The sequence below is a fragment of the Nocardioides sp. BP30 genome (genome assembly GCF_029873215.1).
In the GTDB taxonomy this organism is placed as follows: Bacteria; Actinomycetota; Actinomycetes; order Propionibacteriales; family Nocardioidaceae; genus Nocardioides.
Genome location: NZ_CP123620.1, coordinates 267363 through 287779, shown reverse-complemented (window position 1 = coordinate 287779; position 20417 = coordinate 267363). Strand labels below are relative to the sequence as shown.

Genomic DNA, 20417 nt, shown 5'->3' with positions numbered 1-20417 from the left:
CTTCAAGCCGTCCCGCCGACAGCCAGTGTGCGCCACCCTATGCCTACCAGGTGACGGAGAGCATGCAGCACCAAGTGATTAATGGTAAGACCATACGCCACAGGGACGACTTTGGAGGTGCCCGTGGCGATCCCCCTCATCGTGAGGAACCGAGACTTCGATCTGTACTGGTCGGGCGTGGTGCTCTCACAGATCGGTACGCGGGGCACGCTCGCCGCGAACCTCTACCAGGTCTATGAGCTGTCGGGCTCGCTCGCTCAGACCGGGCTGGTCGGTGCTGCGCAGGCGGTGGCGCTGCTGGTGCTCAGCCCGCTCGGCGGTGTGTACGCCGACCGGCTGGATCGACGCCGGCTCCTGCAGTGCAGCCAGGGGGTCGCCCTCGTGGTCGCGGTGGCCATCACCGCTCTGAGCCTGGTCGGCTCGATCACCACCTGGGAAGTGCTGGTCTCCGTCGTGCTCACCTCGGCCGCCGCGACGTTCGACCAGCCCGCCCGCAACGCGCTCATCCCCGCACTGGTGCCGGCCGCGCAGCTGCCGCAGGCGTTCGCACTGCTCAACCCCTCCCGCGAGCTCGCCGTCCTGCTGGGTCCGGCGCTCGCCGGCGTGCTGATCGCGCTGCACGGACCCGGCCTGGTCTACCTGCTCGACGCCGCGACGTACGGCCTGCTCATCCTGGCGCTCGGCCTGGTCCGCGTCGCGCAGCTGCCGGGCGCGCCGAGGAGCCAGTCCGTCTGGCATCAGATCGGCGAGGGCTTCGCCTTCGTCCGGCGTCGCCGGATCGTGTGGATGATGATGTCGCTCGACCTCTCCGCGACCCTCTTCTCCTCCTACCGGGTGGTGCTGCCGGCGCTGGCCGTGCACCGCCTCCACATCGGCCCGGCGGGATACGGCCTGCTGTCCTCGGCGCCGTCCCTGGGTGCCCTCGTGGCCACCTACACGGTGTTCCGCGTGGTGGGCCGGAGCCGTCGTCTGGGGACGGTTCTGCTCACCTCGACGGTGGCCTACGGGCTGAGTGCGATCCTGCTGGCGCGCGCGGGTGTCGTCCCGGTCGCGATCCTCGCCCTGCTGCTGCTCGGCGCCTGCGATGCGATGGCGACGACGATCCGGCAGGCCGCGGTCCAGCTCGAGACGCCGCACGAGATGCGCGGCCGGGTCTCGGCGATCTACCAGATGGCGTCCAAGGGGGGACCGGCGCTGGGCGACACGCTGATGGGCTCGGCCGCAGCGACGCTCGGCCCCGCGACGTCGCTGGTCCTGGGCGGCGTGCTGACGATCGCCTACGTGGGTGCGTTCCTCGGCAGCGACAATCCGGTCCGCCGCTACGCGGGCGCGGCCGCCTCCGCCGCGTCGGCTGGCGAGCCTCGTGCGGCGACGTGACGCTTGACATACCCGGCATTGGTAATACCATTTCACCAAACGCAAGAGATGGAGGATCACGTGGTCAAGGACGCACTCGTTTCCGAGGACATGGCGAAGAAGTTCGCTCAGGAGAAGGACTCCCCGTACGTGCGGTGGGTGACGGCCGAGGGGCTCGACATCATCGCGGCGCACTACGTCCCCGACCTCAACACCGTCGAGCTGAAGCCGTGGGAGAGCCGCGGCGGTCGTGGTGTCTTCATCAACCACGAGGCCTCGCGCACGTCCAACGACTGCTACGTCTGTGAGATCCCGGCCGGCGGTGCGCTCGCTCCGCGCCGACAGCTCTTCGAGGAGATGATCCTGGTCCTGTCGGGCCACGGCTCGACCTCCGTGTGGAACGACAAGGGCGACAAGGTCACCTTCGAGTGGGGCCCGGGCTCGCTGTTCGCCATCCCGCTCAACGCGCACCACCAGCACTTCAACGGCTCGGGCACCCAGGCGGCGCGGTTCGTCTCCTCCACCAACATGCCGCCGGTGATCAACCAGTTCGACGAGCCCGAGTTCGTGTTCGGCACCCCGCACGACTTCCTCGGCCGGTTCGACGGCGAACCCGACTACTTCACCGACAAGGACGACCGCGAGGGCCTGCTCCTCAAGACGAACTTCGTCTACGACGCGGTCAACCTGAAGCTCAACGAGGCCAAGGAGCGCGGCGCGGGTGGCGGCCACATCCGTTTCATGATGGCGAAGGGCTCGATGAACAGCCACATCTCGCAGTTCCCGGTGGCGACGTACAAGAAGGGCCACCGGCACGGCCCGGGCGCCCACGTCATCATCATGAGCGGCGAGGGCTTCAGCCTCATGTGGCCCGAGGGCGAGGAGCCCCGGCGCTACGACTGGAAGCCCGGCACCCTGATCGTGCCGCCGAACATGTGGTACCACCAGCACTTCAACACCGGTGAGACCCCCGGCCGCTACCTCGCCTTCAAGCACGAGGTGGTCTCCATCCGCAACGCACAGGGCGTCCCGAAGGCGTGGATCAGCCAGCGCGTGGGCGGCGACCAGATCGACTATGCCGACGAGTCCCCGATCGTGCGCGACACGTTCGCGAAGGCGCTCGCGGAGAAGGGTCTGACGCCGCGGATGGACGCCGCCTACGCCGCCGAGCTCGAGGACCTCCCGCCGCTGCCGACCGCATGAGTCAGGAGCACCTCCACTCCCTCGGTCAGGGTCACGACGATGCCCGACGGCATGGCCACGGCCGGGCAGCCGCCGACGGGCACGATCACGGGGACGATCACGATCACCATCACGGGCACGGGATCGACGACGAGCACGACGACGGCGTCGAGATCCCGATCGAGGAGAACCCGATCTGGCTGCAGGACAACGTCGTCCTGCACAGCGTCGGTGTCGACATCGGTTCCGCCGGCACCCAGGTCGCGTTCTCGCGGTTGCACCTGCGTCGGCTGAGCGAGGACCTCACCAGCCGGTACGTCGTCGTGCGCCGCGAGACGCACTACGCATCGGAGGTGCAGCTCACCCCGTTCGGCGACGACGGCGACCTGTTCATCGACCCGGTGGAGCTCGGCCGCATGCTCGACACCGCCTACGCCGAGGCGAGGGTGACGCCCGAGCAGATCGACACCGGCGTGGTCATCCTCACCGGCGAGGCGCTGAGGCGCCGCAACGCCGAGCTGATCGCGTCGGTGGTCAGCCAGCGGGCTGGTGACCTGGTCTGCGCCACGGCGGGACACCACATGGAGGCCATGCTCGCGGCGTACGGCTCGGGTGCGGTGCTGGCCTCCCACCGCGAGCACAGCCGGGTGCTGAATGTCGACATCGGCGGCGGCACCACCAAGCTCACCCTGGTCGAGGGCGGTCGGATCAGCGCGACGGCCGCATTCCACGTCGGCGGCCGGCTGGTCGCCGCCGATCGGGACGGCACCGTTATCCGGCTCGAGCCGGGCGGTGCCCGTCATGCGCGTCGTGCGGGCATCCCGGTCGAGCTGGGCACCCGGGTGGGTGAGCACGACCTGGTCGCGATCGCCGATCGGATGGCCGAGGAGCTGCTCGCGGTGCTGCGCGGCGAGCCGCCCTCGGAGCCGGATCTCTGGCTCACCGATCCGCTTCCGGACCTGGCGCCCGTGGACGCCGTGATCTTCTCCGGCGGCGTCGCCGAGTACGTGTACGGGACCGAGCAACGCACCTTCGGAGACCTCGGCCAGCGGCTCGGTGAGGCCCTCGCGGCGGCCGGGGCCGCAGGAGGGCTGCCCGGACCCGTCGTCGCGGCAGACGCCCGGATTCGAGCCACGGTGCTGGGTGCCTCGGAGTATACGGTGCAGCTCAGTGGCATCACCAGCTTCATCAGCGCGCCGGAGCGGACCCTGCCACGCCGCAACCTCGCCGTGGCGCAGCCGCACTACGAGCTGGGCGCGTCGGTCGACGCTGCCGCGGTCGGCGAGGCGATCGAACGACACGTCGAGCGCTTCGGCCCGGGAGAGACGGGCGAGCTGGCGGTGGCCCTGAGGTGGGAGGGGCCACCGGAGTACCGCCGCATCCGTGCTCTCGGCGAGGCAGTGGTCAAGGGCCTGGCCTCCCGGATCTCGGCAGGACAGCCGCTGTATCTGATGCTCGACGCCGACATCGCTCGCACGCTGGGGATGCTGCTGCGCGACGAGCTCGGCGTCAGCAACGACCTGGTCGTCCTCGACGGCGTCCTGTTGCGAGACTTCGACTACGTCGACCTCGGCCGGGTGCGGCAGCCGTCGGGCACCGTCCCGGTGACGATCAAGTCCCTGGTCTTCTCGGCGATGGGGCCGACGCCGGCCTGACGCACGGCCGCGTTCACAAGGTGGTCCCGCGCGCCGGCTGCGGGGCCGCCTCGAGCGACGGCGGCCGCTGAGCCGGCGACGGGTGCCCCGATCCCATCTCCCGGGGCCGCCGCTACCCCCGAGCGGAACGGGACCAGCGCACCGACCGTCCAGGGCCGGTGGCCGGGGTTCGCCGGGCGCGCGAACGGGAGCCCGGGGGCGTGCATCGCCGGCGAGCGGACCGGCCGAAGCCAGGTCGGCAAACTTTCCCTTGTACCGTTGACAAATGGTATGACCATCTTGCCATACTCGGGTCCCGAAAGTGATGCACACCACAGGCAGGTGTGGCTCCGCGGCTTCGACGGTCGTAGCCGATGGTTGACGAAGGGAACGTGTGTGCAATGAGGTCTAGGCGAACCGTCAGGCGGGCAGTCGTTCCGCTGGCTGCTCTCGGTCTGGCCCTGAGCGTCGCCGCGTGCGGCTCATCCAGCGACAAGGCCGGCGACGGCACCGACTACAACAAGATGTCGTTGTCCGACCTCAAGTCGGCGGCGAACTCCGAGGGCAAGGTCACCTGGTACACGACCTTCAGCTCCGATGACGTGGATCCGATGATCAAGGCCTTCAACAAGGACTACCCGAACATCAAGGTGACGGCGCTGCGGCTCAGCGCCGACCAGATCCCGCCCAAGGTGATCACCGAGCAGAAGGGCCACCAGTACACCGCCGACGTGATCAGTGGCGACTCGCCGCAGGTGGCACAGCTCATCCAGGCCAAGACGCTGCAGCCCTACACCCCGCCCGACCAGACAGCGCTGCCCGCCGGGCTCAAGCTGCCCGAGGGCTACGAGGGGGTGGTGTACGCCAACACGACGGCCGTCGCGTGGAACCCGACGGTGGTCAAGAAGCAGGGCCTGCCGGTCCCGACGGGGGTGGAGACCTTCACCGACCCGGCCTGGAAGGGCAAGTTCTCCATCGACCCGTCGGCGGTCAACTGGTACGACTCGCTGGTCAAGATGATGGGCCACGACCAGGCGCTGGCCCTGGTCAAGAAGCTCGGGAACAACGACCCGGTCTTCGTGGAGAGCCACACCGACGCGCTGACCAAGGTCGCGGCCGGCGAGCCGGCCGGGGCGGCGACCGTCTACGGCTACAAGGCTGCGGACATGGCCAAGGACACCCCCAACCAGGTCGCCTTCGTCAACCCGAACCCGCTGCCGACGTCGCTCAACCTCATCGACGTCGTGGCGCACGCCCCCCACCCGGCCGCCGCCCGTGTCTTCACCGATTGGATGGTCTCCCAGGCCGGCCAGACCGAGGTCGTGGACCAGACCAACCACACCACGCTGCGACCCGATGTGAAGAACGACCCGTCCGTCTTCGACGAGAGCAAGTGGAAGGCCGGCTGGGGAGACCCGATGCTCGCGTCCTCCGACTACAACTCCGAGCTGGCCGAGTTCGCCGCCGCACTGCACGCTCCTCAGTGAGCGAACGCCGGACCGGCCTCGGGGCCGGCCGGCACCGGCCGCCGTTCCACCGCCGCGCGAACGAGCCTTCCGGAGCCAGATGAAACTTTCAGGTAGAACGCATTGACAAATGGTCTAACCATATTGCCATACTGGGTCCGTCGTGATGTGCGCCACAGCGCTGTCACCGGCTTCGATAGCCGAATCCACTCGGTCGATGAAGGGAACGTGGAATGAGGACGAAGAGAACTGTCCGGCGGGCGATGGTTCCGCTGGCCGCTCTCGGTCTTGCTCTGAGTGTCGCTGGCTGCGGTTCGTCGGGCGACAGCAGCACTGCCGCCGACGGTGCCAGCTACAGCAGTATGTCCCTTGCGGACCTTCAAGCCGCAGCAAACACCGAGGGCAAGGTCACCTGGTACACGACCTTCAGCTCCGATGACGTGGATCCGATGATCAAGGCCTTCAACAAGGTCTACCCGAAGATCAAGGTGTCGGCGCTGCGGCTCAGCGCCGACCAGATCCCGCCGAAGGTGATCACCGAGCAGAAGGGTCACCAGTACACCGCCGACGTCGTCAGCGGCGACTCACCCCAGATCGCGCAGATGATCCAGGCCCAGGTGCTGCAGCCCTACACCCCGCCGGACCAGAGCGCGTTGCCCGCCGGCCTCACGTTGCCCAAGGGATATGAGGGCGTCGTCTACGTGCTGACCGCCTCGGTCGGGTGGAACCCCACCGTGGTCAAGCAGCAGGGGCTGCCGGTCCCGACCAGCGTCGAGACCTTCACCGATCCGGCCTGGAAGGGCAAGTTCTCCATCGACCCGTCGGCGGTCAACTGGTACGACTCGCTGGTCAAGATGATGGGCCACGACCAGGCGTTGGCCCTGGTCAAGAAGCTCGGGGACAACGATCCTGTCTTCGTGGAGAGCCACACCGATGCTCTGACCAAGGTGGCCTCGGGCGAGCCCGCCGGCGGCGCGACCATCTACGGCTACAAGGCGTCGGACATGGCGAAGGACACCCCGAACCAGGTCGCCTTCGCGAATCCGGACCCGCTGCCGTCCTCGCTGAACCTCATCGACGTCGTCGCGCACGCCCCCCACCCGGCCGCCGCTCGCGTCTTCGAGGACTGGATGGTCTCCCAGGCCGGCCAGACGGAGGTCGTGGACCAGACCAACCACACCTCGCTGCGACCCGATGTGAAGAACGACCCGTCCGTGTGGGACGAGAACAAGTGGAAGCCCGCCTGGGGTGACCCGATGCTCTCGCCCGACGAGTACAACGCCGAGCTCTCCGAGTTCGAGCAGGCACTGCACGCGCCGCAGTGACGCGACGTCGCGGCGTCGGTCCTCGACCGACCCTGTGACCCCACCCTTCTCAGCCTCTGACCGACCCCAGCCCGGAGGGAACCGCTTCCGTCATGGCCACCATGATCGACAACCCGCCCAGCACCGCCGTCACACCCGAGCCCGCCCCACGGCGGTTCGACTGGCGACGGTACGTCAACGGCCGCTACGTGACGCTCGTCGTGGCCTCGGTCGCGGTGGCCTACCTCGCTCTCGTGCCGGTCTGCACGATGGTCTACGCCAGTCTCCAGACCAACTTCCTCGGCATCGGGCAGAGCAAGTGGACGCTGGACAACTTCCACCAGACCTTCGCCGCACCGGGATTCGGCTCACTGGTCGCCAACTCGTTCGCCTACGCGATCGCGACGGCGTTGGTGTGCATCGTGATCGGCTTCGGTCTCGCATGGTTCGTGGTGCGCACGAACGCTCCGTTCAAGAGCTTCGCGCGGGCGGCAGCGCTGGTGCCGATGATCATCCCCGGCATCCTCAACACCATCGCCTGGAGCCTGTTGCTCTCACCCCAACAGGGTCCGTTGAACCAGCTCCTGCGACACGTCGGACTGCCCGCCTTCGACGTGTATTCGCTGCACGGCATGATCTTCGTGCAGTCGATGCACGTGGTCCCGATCGCCTTCCTGATGGGCACCGCGGCGTTCTCCGCGATGGACTCCTCCCTGGAGGAGGCCGCGATGGCCTCCGGCGCCTCGGCCCGACGGACCTTCTTCACCATCACGCTCCGGATGGCCCGGCCGGCGATCATGTCGGCGGCGCTGCTCATGTTCATCCAGACGATCTCGACCTTCGAGGTGCCGCAGCTGATCGGCGTGCCCGGTCACTCCTACGTCTTCGTCAGCAAGATCTACTCAGCGCTCCAGCAGTTCCCCGCCGACTACGGCACGGTCGGGACGATCGGCGTGTTCGTCCTGGTGATCGCCGTCCTGGGACTGTGGCTCTCGCGCCGCTTCGCCAAGGGCAACGGCGTACAGACGATCACCGGCAAGGGATTCCGCGCCCAGGTGCAGGACATCGGTGCGTGGCGCTGGGTGGGCCTGGGCTGCTTCCTGCTCTTCTTCCTCGTCGCCGCAGTGCTGCCGATGGCGATGCTGCTGTGGTCCTCGTTCCTGCCGGGCTACGAGCCCCCGAGCGTGCAGGCGCTCAAGGACTTCACGCTGAAGAACTACTCCGACATCTTCCACAACACGGTGCTGCTGCGGTCGCTGAAGAACAGCATCATCGTCTCCTTCACCACCGGGATCGTCGTGACCGCACTCAGCGCCGTGGTCGCCTACATCACCGTCAAGACGAAGGTCGCCGGCCGCGGCATCCTCGACGGTCTGGCCACCATCCCGATCGCCGTGCCGAGCATCGTGATGGGCGTGGGCATCCTCTACTTCTACCTCGCCGCTCCGCTCCCGGTGCACCTCTACGGCACGCTCACGATCCTGGTGATCGCCTTCGTCACCATCACGATGCCCTACGGCATGCGCTACATCGTGCCCGGCATGGCGGCCATCAAGGACGAGCTCGAGGAAGCGGCCACCAGCAGTGGCGCGAGCTGGCTGCAGAGCTTCGGCAGGGTCTTCGTGCCGCTGCTGATGCCCTCGCTCCTGGCCGCCTTCCTGTACTCGATGATCGTCTCCTTCCGAGAGATCTCGGCGGCGATCTTCCTCTACTCCTCGGGCACCGAGGTCGTCTCGGTGCAGATCTACGACCTCTACCGCAATGGCACCTACCCGGTCGTCGCGGCGCTGGGCATCCTGATGGTCCTCTTCCTGGTGGTCCTCGTCGCCCTCGTCCAGCTCCTCTCCCGGGCCTTCGGCATCAAGCAGCGCCGCTGACGCGGCCGCGAGCCGTACGAACCTCACCGCACTCAAGGAAACGGAAGAATCGATGATCAAGCTGACCGGACTCGTCAAGCGGTACCCGGGACGCACCGTCACCGCCAATGCCGTCGACGGACTCGACCTGGAGATCCCGGACGGCAAGCTCGTCTCGCTGCTGGGTCCGAGCGGCTGCGGGAAGACCACCACACTGCGGATGATCGCCGGACTGGAGCGCAACGACGGCGGCACGATCGAGATCGACAACAAGGTCGTCTCGGACCCGTCCCGGCGCATCTACCTGGGAGCGGACCGCCGTCCCATCGGGATCGTGTTCCAGTCCTACGCGATCTGGCCGCACATGACGGTGGCACAGAACGTCATGTTCCCCCTCCGGGTGGGAAAGGCGAAGGTCTCGCGCGATGAGGCCAACAGGCGCGCCCTGGAGGCGCTGGACATGGTGGGCCTGGCCGACTTCGCCACTCGCCCGGCTCCCGATCTCAGCGGTGGTCAGCAGCAGCGTGTCGCCCTGGCCCGGGCTCTCGTCCGGCAGCCGAAGGTCCTGCTCCTCGACGAGCCCTTGTCGAACCTCGACAAGGGCCTCCGGGACCGGATGCGCGACCAGATCCGCGAGGTGCAGCTCCAGCTCGGCATCACCACCGTGTTCGTGACCCACGACCAGGACGAGGCGCTCGCCATCTCCGACGACGTGGTGGTGATGAACTACGGCAACATCGTCGAGCGCGGGCTGCCTCAGGAGATCTACACCTTCCCCCGTGACGAGTTCACCGCCCGGTTCCTGGGTGTCTCCAACAGCGTGGAGGGGATCGTGAAGACGGTCGACACCGACGGCAGCATCACCGTCGACACGGCCTCCGGAACGCTGTCCTGCGTCAAGGCGCCGAACGTCCGGGTCGGCGACGGCGTCAGCGTGTTCATGCGCCCCGAGAGCCTGCGTCTCTCCCGCAAGGAAGGGTCCTGGCCGGGCACGGTGGAGTTCAGCATCTATCACGGCGACTGCTGGGACTATCACGTCCGCGTCGGTACGGAGTTGATGCGGGTCCGGGTCTACCAGGAGAAGGTGGGCGTGGCACACGGCCACCCGGTGTTCCTCACCCCCGATCCCGAGGTGGCGATCGTCGTCCCGAAGCGACCGATCGACGCCGGCAGCGCTGCCGCCGCGGCTACGGCCTGAACCCATCGAGCCCCGTGTGGCTCGAAGGAAGGGATGCTCGCGGGCACGGAGACGGCGGGTCGCAAGCGCAGCGGGATGGCGCCGACAGTCCTCAGGCGTGTGGAAGCGGTGCACCGACGCCGGCCACCCGCACCAGGTCGAGCTTGGTCTCGTCCTCGGTGCCTGCGGGGGCTGTGTAGACGACGATCTTGAGATCGGTGGCGGTGTCGGTGAGCACGTCGCAGTCGACAGCTATCTCACCCACAGCCGGATGGTGGATCGTCTTGCGGTCCTCGGCGTGCCCGTCGACGGTCCCGTCGGCCCACAGCCGGGCGAAGCGGGCGTTGCCGACCAGGGTGCGACGGATCAACCGAGCTAAGCCCTGATCATCGGGGTAGCGCGCGGACGCCCTGCGCAGGTCCGCGACGATCGCTCTGTCGGACGCGTCGGGATCGACCGAGGTGACGGGCCAGGTCGCGATCCGTCCGCTGTCCGTCCCGACCGGGAAACGCGAGCGCACCAGGTTCCGCTCCCCAGGCGGTACGGCGCGCGGATCGCCGAGGAGGGCCGCCCAATCGTGGTTCCACCACACCAGGTGCCAGTCGGCCGCGAACACCGCGGCCGGTGTGTCGCCCAGCCGGGCCAGGATTCGCTGCAGCCCGGGGGGAACGTGCTCGCTGATCGAGCCGTCGCTCGGCGGCCGCAGTCCGGCGAGCCGGTAGAGATGGTCGCGCTCGGTTCGGGTGAGTTGGAGCGCACGCGCCAGTGCCGCAGCCACCTGGGCCGAGGGTGTGCGAGAGCGACCTTGCTCGAGCCGGACGACGTAGTCAACAGAGACACCCGCAAGCTCGGCGAGGTCCTCGCGTCGTAGTCCCGGTGCTCGGCGCCCCCGCGCGGGCGGGCGACCGACGGAAGCGGGGTCGATGCGGTCACGCCACGCCCGGATCGTCGCTCCCAGGCCCAACTCGTCGGTGTTCACGCGTCCAGTGTGCGGCTGCCCACCGTCCGAGCAACGGCCTCAGGTGGTACTGCCCTTCCTACCGCCGAGGCGTCTCTGGTCGGGTCCGGAGTCCGAGGTGATGCTGAGGCCATGACCATCACCTTCATCACCGGAGCCAACAAGGGCTTGGGCTACGAAGCCGCACGGCGGCTCATCGAGGCGGGGCACACGGTCCTGCTCGGCGCCCGCGACGCGGACCGCGGCCGGGCCGCTGCCGACGAGTTGGGCGCTCGCTTCGTACGCATCGACGTGACCGATGACGCCTCGGTCGAGGCGGCGGTCGCCGACATCGCCGCCCATGAGGGCAGCCTCGACGTGCTGATCAACAACGCCGGCGTCATGCAGCCCCTCGTGCCGGCCGAGCAGCTCAGGGGAGCCGACGCGCTTGCCGTGTTCGACGCCAACGTCGTCAGCATCCTGCGGGTCACCAACGCCTTCCTGCCGTTGCTGCGCCGGGCGGCGGCGCCGGGTGGTCCGCGGATCGTGAACGTGAGCAGCGGCATGGGCTCACTGGCCCTGACCCACGATCCCGAGCGAGTCGAGTCGCAGATCGTGGCACCGCTCTACACCGCCTCCAAGGCCGCTGTCACGATGCTGACCACGCAGTACGCCAAGGCCCTACCCGAGGTGCGCGTGAACGCCGCCGATCCCGGCTACACCGCGACCGATCTGAACGGCAACCGCGGCACCCAGACCGTCACCGAGGGCACTGACGCCATCGTGACGCTCGCGACCGAGCCGGCCGCGGCCGGCACGGGCCGCATCATCGACCGATTCGGACCCGTACGGTGGTGACGTCGTCATCGCTCCTGATCACCGCCGAGGACGTCACGATCCCGGTGACGGTGCAGACCCGGAGCCACCTGCCTCCCGGGGACGTGTTCCGCATCGTCGTGCCCATCGACCTCTCGCTGATCTTCAAGGGCTGGGGTCCGTTCCCGGGGGTGCGGGGGGCGCACCACCAGACCGGAGGCTGGGACGCGGCGGGTCAGTCGCGGAACCCCGACCTGACGGACGGCTCGACAGCGCTCGAGCGGCTCACGGAGTACACCGCGCCCCACTCCTTCGCCTATGAGATCACCGCGTTCACCGGCCCCATGAAGCGGCTGGTGATGGGCGTCCGCGGCGAGTGGACGTTCACCCCTGACGGCCACGGAACCTTGATCCGATGGACCTACGAGTTCAAGCCGCTGCCGAGGCGGCGCTGGCTCCTGCGCAGCATCGTGATCCCGTTGTGGCGCCGCTACATGCAGCATGGCGTCGACGGCGCGAGCCGCGCTGCCGCGGAGCTCGCCGCCGCGGTTCGATGACCTCGGCGGGTCGCCGCCCCATCGCAGAGGGGGTGCTTGCGGCCACCCGTCATGCGGCACCGGCGCCCGGCTTCGAGCCCTGGAACACGAGGGACCAGACGATCTCGGCGGTCGCCGCGGCGTCGTCCAACTCTGCTGCTCCGCCGGCGGAGGCGTGATAGAAGCTGCGTTCGCTCATCAGGACGAGGGCGCGTGCGAGGGCTGCGGCCCCGTCCGGTCGCGGGGTGTCGGGCAGTCCGGCTCCGCGAAGCAGGTGAGCGGTCGTCACGGTCACGGCATCGGCGGCCGAACGCCAGCTCGCGTCGACCTCTGGAACGGTCGGCGACAGGTCGACAGCCGCCCGCATGACGGGTCCGTGCTCGAGCCACATCTGCTTGGTCCGCTGCAGCAGCTCTCGGATGGTGTCCATGGGGCGGTCGTCGTCGCTGCCGCGAAGCTCGTCGATGCTGGTGTGCAGCGCACTCACCGTCCGAGCGACCAGCGTGGCGATCACCTCGGCCTTGTTGGCGAAGTAGAAGTAGAACGCGGCGCGGGTCAGGCCGACGGCCCCGGTCAGGCTGGCGATGGTGATCGAGTCATAGCCGCCCGCTGTCAGCTGCGCCTCCGCCGCGTTCAGGATCGCGCTCGCGCGCTCGTCGCCCTTGGTGGTGGTCCGCTGCCGCTGTGACTCGTCCTTGATGTGCGGCACCCCCACATTTTATCGCGGCCGGCCCTCATTTGTCACAGTGTCACTTTAAGCCCTGACGCGTTAAAGTTGACGCCATGTCAACTCACCACGAAGCGGCGACGCCGCCACCCACGGCTCTGGATCCGGGACGGCTGCCGGTCCCTGCCCTCATCGGTCTGTTCGTCTCCGGCTTCATCGGCATCCTCACCGAGGCGCTGCCCGCCGGATTGCTGCCCGCGATGAGCCACACGCTGCACCAGTCGATCTCCGTCACGGGTCAGACGGTCACCGTGTACGCCGTCGGCACCGCCGCCTTCGTCATCCCGCTCTCGGTGGCGACGACGCACTGGCGCCGGCGTGATCTCTTGGTCGTGGCGCTCCTGGGTCAGATCGTGACGAACGCGATCACTGCTCTGTCCCACGACTTCATGCTGACGATGGTCGCGAGGTTCGTGGCCGGCCTCTCCTCGGCCGTGATCTGGTCCCTGCTGGGCTCGTACGCCGCCCGCATCGCGCCCGAGGGCAAGCAGGGCCGCGCCATCTCGATCGCGCTCGGCGGCATCCCGGTGTCCCTGGCGCTCGGCATCCCGGCCGGGGTCGCGATCGGATCGGTCGCCAGCTGGCAGGTCGCCTTCTGGTGCTCGGTCGGCCTGACCGCCCTCACCATCGCCTGGGTGCTGGCGACCCTCCCCAACCTGCCGGGCCTTGCCCGGACAGAGCGGCACACCGCGCTCGAGGTGCTCAACCTGCCCGGCATCAAGACGATCCTGCTGGTCGTGGGCTGCTTCGTGGTGGCCCACAACATCCTCTACACCTACATCGCCGACTTCCTCGACGACGCGGGTCTCGGCGACCAGACCGGCTGGATCCTCTTCGTCTTCGGCGCGATGGCGATCGCCTCGATCCTCCTCGTGGGCGCCCAGATCGATCGGCACCTGCGCAAGCTCGTCGTCGGCTCGGCGTTCGTGTTCGCGTTCGCCGTCCTCGTGCTCGCGACGCTGTCGGGCGTCGCCGTGCTGGTGTACCTCGCCGCAGCCGCCTGGGGCCTCGCCTTCGGCAGTTCGGCCACGCTGTTCACCACCGCCGTCGTCGCCCGTTCCGGGCCGGCCGCAGAGGTCGCCAACACGCTGATGATCTCGATCTTCTCCGGATCCATTGCTGCCGGCGGTCTCATCGGCGGCGTCCTCGTCGACGCCTTCGGCAGCCACACCCTGGCGTGGGTCTGCCTCGCCCTCGTCGCGGTCAGCGCTGTCGTCTCCTACACGGCGAAACGCACCGCCTTCCCCCTCGACCAAGGTTCGCAGGCGCACGGATGACGATGACGAGTGCGCGCGGGAGCCGAGGGGCCTCTCATCCCACGGACTCGGCTCGGACGCCCCCGCGTGTGGCGCCGGCGAGGGCCAGCCCGAGCGCACACAGCGCCACGGGGATGAGGAGCGCCGCGTTGATCCCGGTCGCCTCCGAGACCCAGCCGATCACCGCGGGCCCGGCGAGCGAGCCGACGTAGCCGGCACCGACGATGCGAGAGAGCATGATGGCGCCACGGGGGCCGGGCACGAGGCTGCCGGCGGCGGTGAAGAGCTGCGGGATGATGCCTGCCAGCCCGATCCCGAAGACGGCCCACCCGACGAGGACGACGGCGTAGGCCGGCACCGCCACCACAGCGAGGAGACCGAGGATCGCGATCGTCGAGCCGACCCGAACGACCCGCACCGGGCCGACGGCGGCCGTCACCCGATCGATGACGAGACGACCGGTCGTCATGGCGGTGGCGAAGACGACGTACGGCGCCGCGGCCGCGGCTCCGGTGCGGTGGAGGTGCTGGACAGCGTGGACGGCGCTCCAGTCGTTGGCGATGCCCTCGGTGAGCATGAAGGCGGTCGCCATGGCGCCCAGCGCGAGCGCGGTGCGCAGCAGGCCGTGACGGCCGCGTGAGGGGACGCCGGGAGCTGTCTCCCGGGTCATCGTGTCAACGGCGCCGTCGAGCCCGCCGTGCACGGCCTCATGGGAGAGCAGGAACGGTACGAGGCCGGCTCCGGCCAGCAGCGACGCGACGGCGGTCGGCCCCATGGACGCCAGAACGCCGCCGCCCTGAGCCTGGACCAGCGCGCCGAGACCGGCCCCACACGCCCCGCCCACGGAGAACAGGGCGTGGAAGCTGGAGAGGATCGGACGTCCGTAGGCGTTCTGCACGGCGACCCCCTGATCGTTCATGGCCACGTCGATGCAGCCGTTGCCCAGTCCGAGCACGGCCAGTGCCGCACCGAGCTCGAGCGGAGTGTGTGCGAAGGCGGGCAGCACGGTTCCGACGGCGAGGACGCCCGCGCCGACGCCGACGGCCGCCCTGCTGCCGACGCGCGAGGCCAGGAGGCCGCTGCCCTGCATGCCGAGGACCGCGCCCGCGCCGAGCACGAGGAGAAGGCCCCCGAGCATCCCGTTGCTGATGCCCGTACGGCGCACGATCTGCGGGATGTTCACGATCCAGACCGCCAGCGAGAGGCCGTTGACGAAGAACGCGGCGTACACCGCGCACCGGGCTCGTCGGACAGGACGTGGGGGAGAGGAGAGTTCAATGCTCATGATCGAAGCATCACACAAGACAGATCGAACGATCAAAAGGTATGATCGTTCCATGGAGAGCGCGGAGCGACAACGACTGGTCCTCGACCGACTGCGGGAGGCCGGCCGCGTGGAGGTGGCCGATCTGGCGCGCGAGACACGATGCTCGGTGATCACCATCCGCCGCGACCTCGATCAGCTCGCCAGGGTGGGTGCTCTGCGGCGCGTTCGCGGCGGCGCCGTCTCGAGTGGTCTCCGCGGCGAAGGCCTCCCCTTCGCGATGCGAGCCTCGGAGAACGCCGAGGGGAAGGGCCGACTCGCAGCGGTGGCGGCGGACCTGATCTCCGACGGAGAGGCTGTCGGGCTCGACAGCGGCACGACAGCTGTCGCCGTCGCACGCGCACTCTTCTCGCGGCGGGTGACCGTCATGCCGATGTCGGTGCAGGGCATCGGCGTGCTGTCGACCAGCGCCACCGCGAGCGTGGTCGTGCCCGGCGGCACCGTCCACCCCACCGAGGGCTCGCTCAGCGGCCCGCTCCTGGAGGCGGCCTTCGCCCGGACGAGGCTCGACACCGCCGTCCTGTCCTGCTGCGGTGCGGCCGAAGCGGCCGGCGTGACAGCCTTCGACTTCGCCGACGCCGCAGCCAAGCAGGCGATGATGCGATCGGCCAACCGGACCATCCTGGTCGCCGAGGCCGCGAAGTTCGCCCTCACCGCCATGGCCGTGGTCTGCCCGCTGACCGACTTCGACGTCATCGTCACCGAGCAGTCGGCTCCTCGCCAGCTCCTGCAGACGTTGGAGGATGCCGGCGCCGAAGTGCACCTGGTGTGACCCCGGGTTATCCCTACCCGATCTCGACGGCATGCCCGGTGTCGCCGAGGCGCTCGCCCGGCTGGACTTGAGGCATGACAACCACCCCCTACCTCGGCGCCGCGACCGCCCTCGAGTTGAGCGGCGTGAGTCGCAGCTATCGCGACGCATCCGGCACGGTCGTCGCGCTCGACGACGTCACGATCGCCTTTCCCCGTGGGTCCTGGACCGCGATCATGGGCCCGTCCGGCTCGGGCAAGTCGACTCTGCTGCACTGCGCCGCGGGCCTCGATCGGGTCGACAGCGGCCATGTGTTCCTGGGCGAGCACGACCTCGTCGGCGTGAGCGAACGGGAGCTGACGATCCTGCGCCGTTCCCGGATCGGGTTCGTGTTCCAGAGCTTCAACCTCATCGGCTCGCTGACCGCCGCACAGAACGTCGCGCTGCCGCTCCAACTGGCGGGGCGGTCGCCATCGGCCGCCGATGTGCGCCGCGCCCTGGAGGAGGTGGGCCTGGGCGGTCGTGCCGGCCATCGACCGCGTGAGCTCTCCGGGGGCCAGCAGCAGCGCGTCGCGATCGCACGGGCGATGACGACCCGGCCCGAGGTGCTCTTCGCCGACGAACCCACCGGAGCCCTCGACTCGCGCTCGGCCGGGGTGGTGCTCGACCTGATGCGCGCGATGGCGGACCGGGGTCAGACCATCGTGATGGTCACCCACGACCCTGCGGCGGCCGCCCGAGCCGACTCGATCGTCTTCCTCAGCGACGGACACCTGGCGGGTCGGCTCGACGGCGCGGACCCGGCCACCGTCGCCGATCGGCTCGTCTCCTTGGAGATGCATCGATGAGGGCCGTGATCATCAACGGGTTGCGGGAGCGCTGGCACCTCTACCTCGGGTCCTTCCTCACCGTGGCTCTGGGGGTCGGACTCGCCCAGTCCTCGCTGGTGCTCCTCCTCGGCGCCGTGCGAGAGCCGGTGCCGGCCGAGGCCTCCCCGGTCGACCAGATGCGCTTCCAGGAGACGAACCTGACCGCCGTCACCGTGCTGGCGGTGATGCTCGCCTTCGCAGCGTTCCTCGCCGTCGCGATCATCGGTTCCACCTTCGCCTTCACCATCGCCCAGCGTCGGCGTGAACTGGCCCTGCTGCGCCTGGTCGGTGCCGGCGTCGCCGACCTGCGCCGGGTCCTGCTGGGTGAGGCGGCCCTGCTCGGCGGTGCGGGCGCTGCCGTCGGCGTCGTCGCCGGCGCCGGTCTGCAGCGGCTCGAGACGGCGTTGGTGTCGCACTACGGGTTCGTGCCTCCCCACTTCGCCCCGGCGTGGCCCGTGTGGATCATCCCTGCCTCCCTCGCCATCGGGCCCTGTCTCTCGATCGCGGGCGTGCTCGTGGCGGCACGCCGGATCCAGCGCGTCCGCCCGCTGGATGCTCTGCGCGAGACCGGTGAGCAGGCCCGACGCCTCACCGTCCTGCGACTCGTGAGCGGCTCGGTCCTCGGGCTCGGTGCCCTCGCACTGTTCGCCGCAGCTCCGTACGGCGGTCGAGCCGGCGGCCAGGCGATGGCGATGTGCGTGGCGATCGCTGCCTCGCTGTGCTTCGCCGCCCTGGCCCCCGTGATCGTGCCGGCTCTCGCCGTGGCTGTGCCACGTGCCGGTGTCGGTGGCCGCCTGTCCGCAGCCAACCTCCGCGACGCCGCTCAGCGCAGCGCCTCGATCGCCGCCCCGGTCATCGTGCTCTGCGGCCTCCTGCTCAGCCAGCCGATCGCCATGCTCTCCTTCGCCTCCTCGAGGGTCGACGAGCTGCACGCGACCACCTCGGCCGATCTGGTCGTCACCGGCACGGGTCCCGTGGGCGCGGGCATCCACGACGCTACGGGCGTCATCGGGGCTTCGACCCAGTACGAGCTTCCGGTCGCTCTGGACTCCACCAGGGACGAGGCAGGAGCCGGCACCACCGCCGACGCCCTGGTGGTCGACCCGGCCGACTACACGTCCGTCCACCCGAGCGCCGATGTCGACGCCCTCGCTGCCGGTGCGGTGACGACCGGGGTGGACACCGTCGGCTCCGGCCTCGGCGGGCAGGCCGAGCTGCGCGTCGGGCCGGTCGATCTCGGCGTCGTACGCCTGAGCGGATCCGTCGCGGGCAGCGCGGGGAGTGTCCTCATCCCGCGCCGACGAGTGCCGACCGACCTGCTCGCCGACGCACCGGCAACGACCTTCGTCACGACGGGCGGCAACGTCACCGCCGCCACCCTGCGTGACCTCGCCCGCTTCGGGCACGTCCAGACCTTCACCGCCTGGCTGGACGCCCAACGCCATGCGGGACACGACGCGAGCAGTGACACCCTCGTGGTCGTGCTCGCCCTCGGCGTCCTCTACGCCGTGATCGGTGTCGTCAACTCCATCGCGATCGCCGCCTCCGATCGCCGACGCGAGTACGCCGCCATGCGAGCCGCCGGTCTGACCCGGGGTCAGACGCTGCGCACGGCGGTACTGGAGACCTGGATGGTCGTGATCGCCGGACTCGTGCTCGGAATCGCCGCCGCGGCGGCGACCGCGGCAGCCGCGGGGGTCACCACCCGGCACCTCACCGGCACGGTCGCCCTCGTCGTACCGTGGCCCCTGCTGGGAGCCACCGCCGCCACCGTCCTGGGCGTCACCGGTGCCGCCGGACTCTGGACCGCTTGGTCGGCCACCCGCGACCGACCTGTCGTCGTGCTGCAGGCTCGCACATGAGCTTGCTCCCGATCCGTCACCATGGTCCGGTGACGCCGCCGCGCTCCACCGCCCGATGGGTCATGGTGTGGCGCCGTACGGCCGCCACCTATGGCTACCTCCTCACCTCGTTGCCCTTCGCTTTGGGTGGACTTCTCGTCGCCGGCCTCTGTTCCGCGATCGGTACGGCGCTCGTGGTCGTGTGGGTGGGACTGCCCGTGCTGGCCGTGGGGCTGGTGGCCGGTCGCTGGTTCGGAACCGTGGAGCTCGCCCGCCTCCGGGCAGCCGGTGTGCGCCCGGTCGACCCGCCGGCCTGGCCCGCGCGCCGGACCTCGCCGCGACTGGCTCTGCGAGCCACGCTCGTCGACTCGCGACACTGGGCCTACCTCGCGCACACGCTGGCCAACGGCATCCTGGGCATCGCGACCTGGACCCTGGCGTTGACCTGGGTCGGCAGCGCGGCCGGTGCCCTCACCTTCTGGGCATGGAGTCCGTTGACCGACCATGGCCGCGGTTCGGCCTTCTTCCAGGTCGCTGCCTTCCTGGTCCGCAGTGGCGGTCTGGGCGTGCCCGCGACGCTGGCACGCGACGGCGTCATGCTCGTCCTGGGTGTGATGGCCGCCGCGTTGGTGCCGATCCTCGGCAGGGTGCTCATGGCCGCGCACTGCCGGCTGGCCGCCGCGCTGCTGGGGGAGCGCCGCTCCTTCCAGCACGAGCGCGATGCGGCTCAGGCGGAGCAGTCCCGGCGCTCGGCGGTGATCGCGGAGGATGCTGCACTACGCCGCCTGGAGCGTGACCTGCATGACGGTCCGCAGCAGCACCTGGTCCGGATCCAGTACGACCTCGCGATCGCCGCCAACCGGATCGAGACCGACCCCGCGGGCGCACAGACGCTCATCATGCAGACGCTGCAACGGTCCAAGACCGTGCTGGACGAGCTGCGCAGCCTCTCCCGCGGACTCGCTCCACCGATCCTGCAGGACCGGGGGCTGGCGGCGGCGTTGAGCTCGTTGGCCGACCAGAGCGTCATGACCGTGCATGCCCGCCTGGACCTCGGTCCGTCGCCGTTGCTGGCACCCATCGAACGCAGTGCCTACTACGTCGCCGCCGAGCTCCTCACCAACGCGGTCCGTCACGCTCACGCCACCCGCGCGGACCTCGCGGCCGAACTGGCCACCGACGCCGACGGCAGGCAATACCTGCGTCTCACGGTCGGCGACGACGGGATCGGCGGAGCCAGGACCAGGCCAGGCCACGGACTCGCCGGTCTCGAGGATCGGATCGCGGGCCTTCGCGGCACGCTCACGATCGTCTCGCCGCCCGGTGGACCGACGACCATCACCGCGAACATCCCGGTCGACCGTCCCGCCGGCACCCTAGGCTGA

17 protein-coding genes are annotated in these 20417 nt (G+C 69.5%); 14 read left to right on the top strand and 3 right to left on the bottom strand.

Annotated elements, in window-relative coordinates; all coding sequences use genetic code 11:
- Window positions 1-123 precede the first annotated feature (123 nt).
- The 7 genes from P5P86_RS01280 to P5P86_RS01250 all read left to right on the top strand — a co-directional run bounded on the left by P5P86_RS01280 (window position 124) and on the right by P5P86_RS01250 (window position 9996).
- Window positions 124-1377, top strand: coding sequence for an MFS transporter (locus P5P86_RS01280; protein WP_280609461.1), 1254 nt, complete (start codon window positions 124-126; stop codon window positions 1375-1377).
- A gap of 48 nt (window positions 1378-1425) precedes the next feature.
- Window positions 1426-2559, top strand: coding sequence for a cupin domain-containing protein (locus tag P5P86_RS01275; protein ID WP_280609460.1), 1134 nt, complete (start codon window positions 1426-1428; stop codon window positions 2557-2559).
- Entirely contained in the window at window positions 2556-4193 is a 1638-nt protein-coding gene (locus P5P86_RS01270) for an ethanolamine ammonia-lyase reactivating factor EutA (protein ID WP_280609459.1), read from the top strand. Before P5P86_RS01275 ends, P5P86_RS01270 begins: the two co-directional genes overlap by 4 nt.
- Before the next feature lie 380 nt (window positions 4194-4573).
- The gene (locus P5P86_RS01265) at window positions 4574-5659 is read left to right on the top strand and encodes an ABC transporter substrate-binding protein (RefSeq protein WP_280609458.1); all 1086 of its coding nucleotides are present in this window, start codon (window positions 4574-4576) and stop codon (window positions 5657-5659) included.
- Between the two features lie 341 nt (window positions 5660-6000).
- Window positions 6001-6963 (top strand): ABC transporter substrate-binding protein, encoded by a 963-nt coding sequence (locus P5P86_RS01260; protein WP_280609457.1) that lies wholly within the window; start codon window positions 6001-6003, stop codon window positions 6961-6963.
- 92 nt (window positions 6964-7055) lie between these two features.
- On the top strand, window positions 7056-8819 hold the full coding sequence (locus P5P86_RS01255) for an ABC transporter permease (RefSeq protein ID WP_280609456.1): 1764 nt from the start codon (window positions 7056-7058) through the stop codon (window positions 8817-8819).
- A 52-nt stretch (window positions 8820-8871) separates the two neighbouring features.
- On the top strand, window positions 8872-9996 hold the full coding sequence (locus P5P86_RS01250; RefSeq protein WP_280609455.1) for an ABC transporter ATP-binding protein: 1125 nt from the start codon (window positions 8872-8874) through the stop codon (window positions 9994-9996).
- Window positions 9997-10087: 91 nt separating this feature from the next.
- Here P5P86_RS01250 and P5P86_RS01245 read toward each other — a convergent pair whose 3' ends face one another.
- Window positions 10088-10954, bottom strand: a complete 867-nt coding sequence (locus P5P86_RS01245; RefSeq protein WP_280609454.1) for a helix-turn-helix domain-containing protein — start codon at window positions 10952-10954, stop codon at window positions 10088-10090.
- Window positions 10955-11065: 111 nt separating this feature from the next.
- Here P5P86_RS01245 and P5P86_RS01240 point away from each other — a divergent pair, with 111 nt between their 5' ends.
- Both P5P86_RS01240 and P5P86_RS01235 read left to right on the top strand, forming a co-directional pair.
- Window positions 11066-11770, top strand: a complete 705-nt coding sequence (locus P5P86_RS01240) for an SDR family NAD(P)-dependent oxidoreductase (protein WP_280609453.1) — start codon at window positions 11066-11068, stop codon at window positions 11768-11770.
- Entirely contained in the window at window positions 11767-12285 is a 519-nt protein-coding gene (locus P5P86_RS01235; protein WP_280609452.1) for an SRPBCC family protein, read from the top strand. The genes P5P86_RS01240 and P5P86_RS01235 overlap by 4 nt, the downstream gene beginning before the upstream one ends.
- Before the next feature lie 49 nt (window positions 12286-12334).
- Here P5P86_RS01235 and P5P86_RS01230 read toward each other — a convergent pair whose 3' ends face one another.
- Window positions 12335-12973, bottom strand: coding sequence for a TetR/AcrR family transcriptional regulator (locus P5P86_RS01230; RefSeq protein ID WP_280609451.1), 639 nt, complete (start codon window positions 12971-12973; stop codon window positions 12335-12337).
- 74 nt (window positions 12974-13047) lie between these two features.
- Here P5P86_RS01230 and P5P86_RS01225 point away from each other — a divergent pair, with 74 nt between their 5' ends.
- Window positions 13048-14268 carry an MFS transporter gene (locus tag P5P86_RS01225; RefSeq protein WP_280609450.1) on the top strand — a complete coding sequence of 407 codons (1221 nt, stop codon included), beginning with the start codon at window positions 13048-13050 and terminating at the stop codon, window positions 14266-14268.
- A gap of 34 nt (window positions 14269-14302) precedes the next feature.
- Here P5P86_RS01225 and P5P86_RS01220 read toward each other — a convergent pair whose 3' ends face one another.
- Window positions 14303-15532, bottom strand: coding sequence for an MFS transporter (locus P5P86_RS01220; RefSeq protein WP_280609449.1), 1230 nt, complete (start codon window positions 15530-15532; stop codon window positions 14303-14305).
- Window positions 15533-15584: 52 nt separating this feature from the next.
- On the opposite strand from P5P86_RS01220, the gene P5P86_RS01215 reads away from it, so the two are divergent.
- The 4 genes from P5P86_RS01215 (at window position 15585) to P5P86_RS01200 (ending at window position 20417) form a co-directional block, all read left to right on the top strand.
- The gene (locus P5P86_RS01215; protein ID WP_280609448.1) at window positions 15585-16343 is read left to right on the top strand and encodes a DeoR/GlpR family DNA-binding transcription regulator; all 759 of its coding nucleotides are present in this window, start codon (window positions 15585-15587) and stop codon (window positions 16341-16343) included.
- A 74-nt stretch (window positions 16344-16417) separates the two neighbouring features.
- Window positions 16418-17170: an ABC transporter ATP-binding protein gene (locus tag P5P86_RS01210; protein ID WP_280609447.1), complete on the top strand. Its 753-nt coding sequence runs from the start codon at window positions 16418-16420 to the stop codon at window positions 17168-17170.
- Window positions 17167-19053 carry an FtsX-like permease family protein gene (locus P5P86_RS01205; protein ID WP_280609446.1) on the top strand — a complete coding sequence of 629 codons (1887 nt, stop codon included), beginning with the start codon at window positions 17167-17169 and terminating at the stop codon, window positions 19051-19053. Before P5P86_RS01210 ends, P5P86_RS01205 begins: the two co-directional genes overlap by 4 nt.
- A complete protein-coding gene (locus tag P5P86_RS01200; RefSeq protein ID WP_280609445.1) occupies window positions 19050-20417 on the top strand; it encodes a sensor histidine kinase in 1368 nt (455 codons plus the stop codon). Before P5P86_RS01205 ends, P5P86_RS01200 begins: the two co-directional genes overlap by 4 nt.

Excerpts from the sequence above, each read along its gene's own strand:
- P5P86_RS01275 (WP_280609460.1), top strand. The coding sequence starts at position 1,426 with ATGGAGGATCACGTGGTCAAGGACGCACTCGTTTCCGAGGACATGGCG.
- P5P86_RS01270 (WP_280609459.1), top strand. The coding sequence starts at position 2,556 with ATGAGTCAGGAGCACCTCCACTCCCTCGGTCAGGGTCACGACGATGCC.
- P5P86_RS01265 (WP_280609458.1), top strand. The coding sequence starts at position 4,574 with ATGAGGTCTAGGCGAACCGTCAGGCGGGCAGTCGTTCCGCTGGCTGCT.
- P5P86_RS01260 (WP_280609457.1), top strand. The coding sequence starts at position 6,001 with ATGTCCCTTGCGGACCTTCAAGCCGCAGCAAACACCGAGGGCAAGGTC.
- P5P86_RS01255 (WP_280609456.1), top strand. The coding sequence starts at position 7,056 with ATGGCCACCATGATCGACAACCCGCCCAGCACCGCCGTCACACCCGAG.
- P5P86_RS01250 (WP_280609455.1), top strand. The coding sequence starts at position 8,872 with ATGATCAAGCTGACCGGACTCGTCAAGCGGTACCCGGGACGCACCGTC.
- P5P86_RS01240 (WP_280609453.1), top strand. The coding sequence starts at position 11,066 with ATGACCATCACCTTCATCACCGGAGCCAACAAGGGCTTGGGCTACGAA.
- P5P86_RS01225 (WP_280609450.1), top strand. The coding sequence starts at position 13,048 with ATGTCAACTCACCACGAAGCGGCGACGCCGCCACCCACGGCTCTGGAT.
- P5P86_RS01220 (WP_280609449.1), bottom strand. The coding sequence starts at position 15,532 with ATGAGCATTGAACTCTCCTCTCCCCCACGTCCTGTCCGACGAGCCCGG.
- P5P86_RS01215 (WP_280609448.1), top strand. The coding sequence starts at position 15,585 with ATGGAGAGCGCGGAGCGACAACGACTGGTCCTCGACCGACTGCGGGAG.
- P5P86_RS01210 (WP_280609447.1), top strand. The coding sequence starts at position 16,418 with ATGACAACCACCCCCTACCTCGGCGCCGCGACCGCCCTCGAGTTGAGC.
- P5P86_RS01205 (WP_280609446.1), top strand. The coding sequence starts at position 17,167 with ATGAGGGCCGTGATCATCAACGGGTTGCGGGAGCGCTGGCACCTCTAC.
- P5P86_RS01200 (WP_280609445.1), top strand. The coding sequence starts at position 19,050 with ATGAGCTTGCTCCCGATCCGTCACCATGGTCCGGTGACGCCGCCGCGC.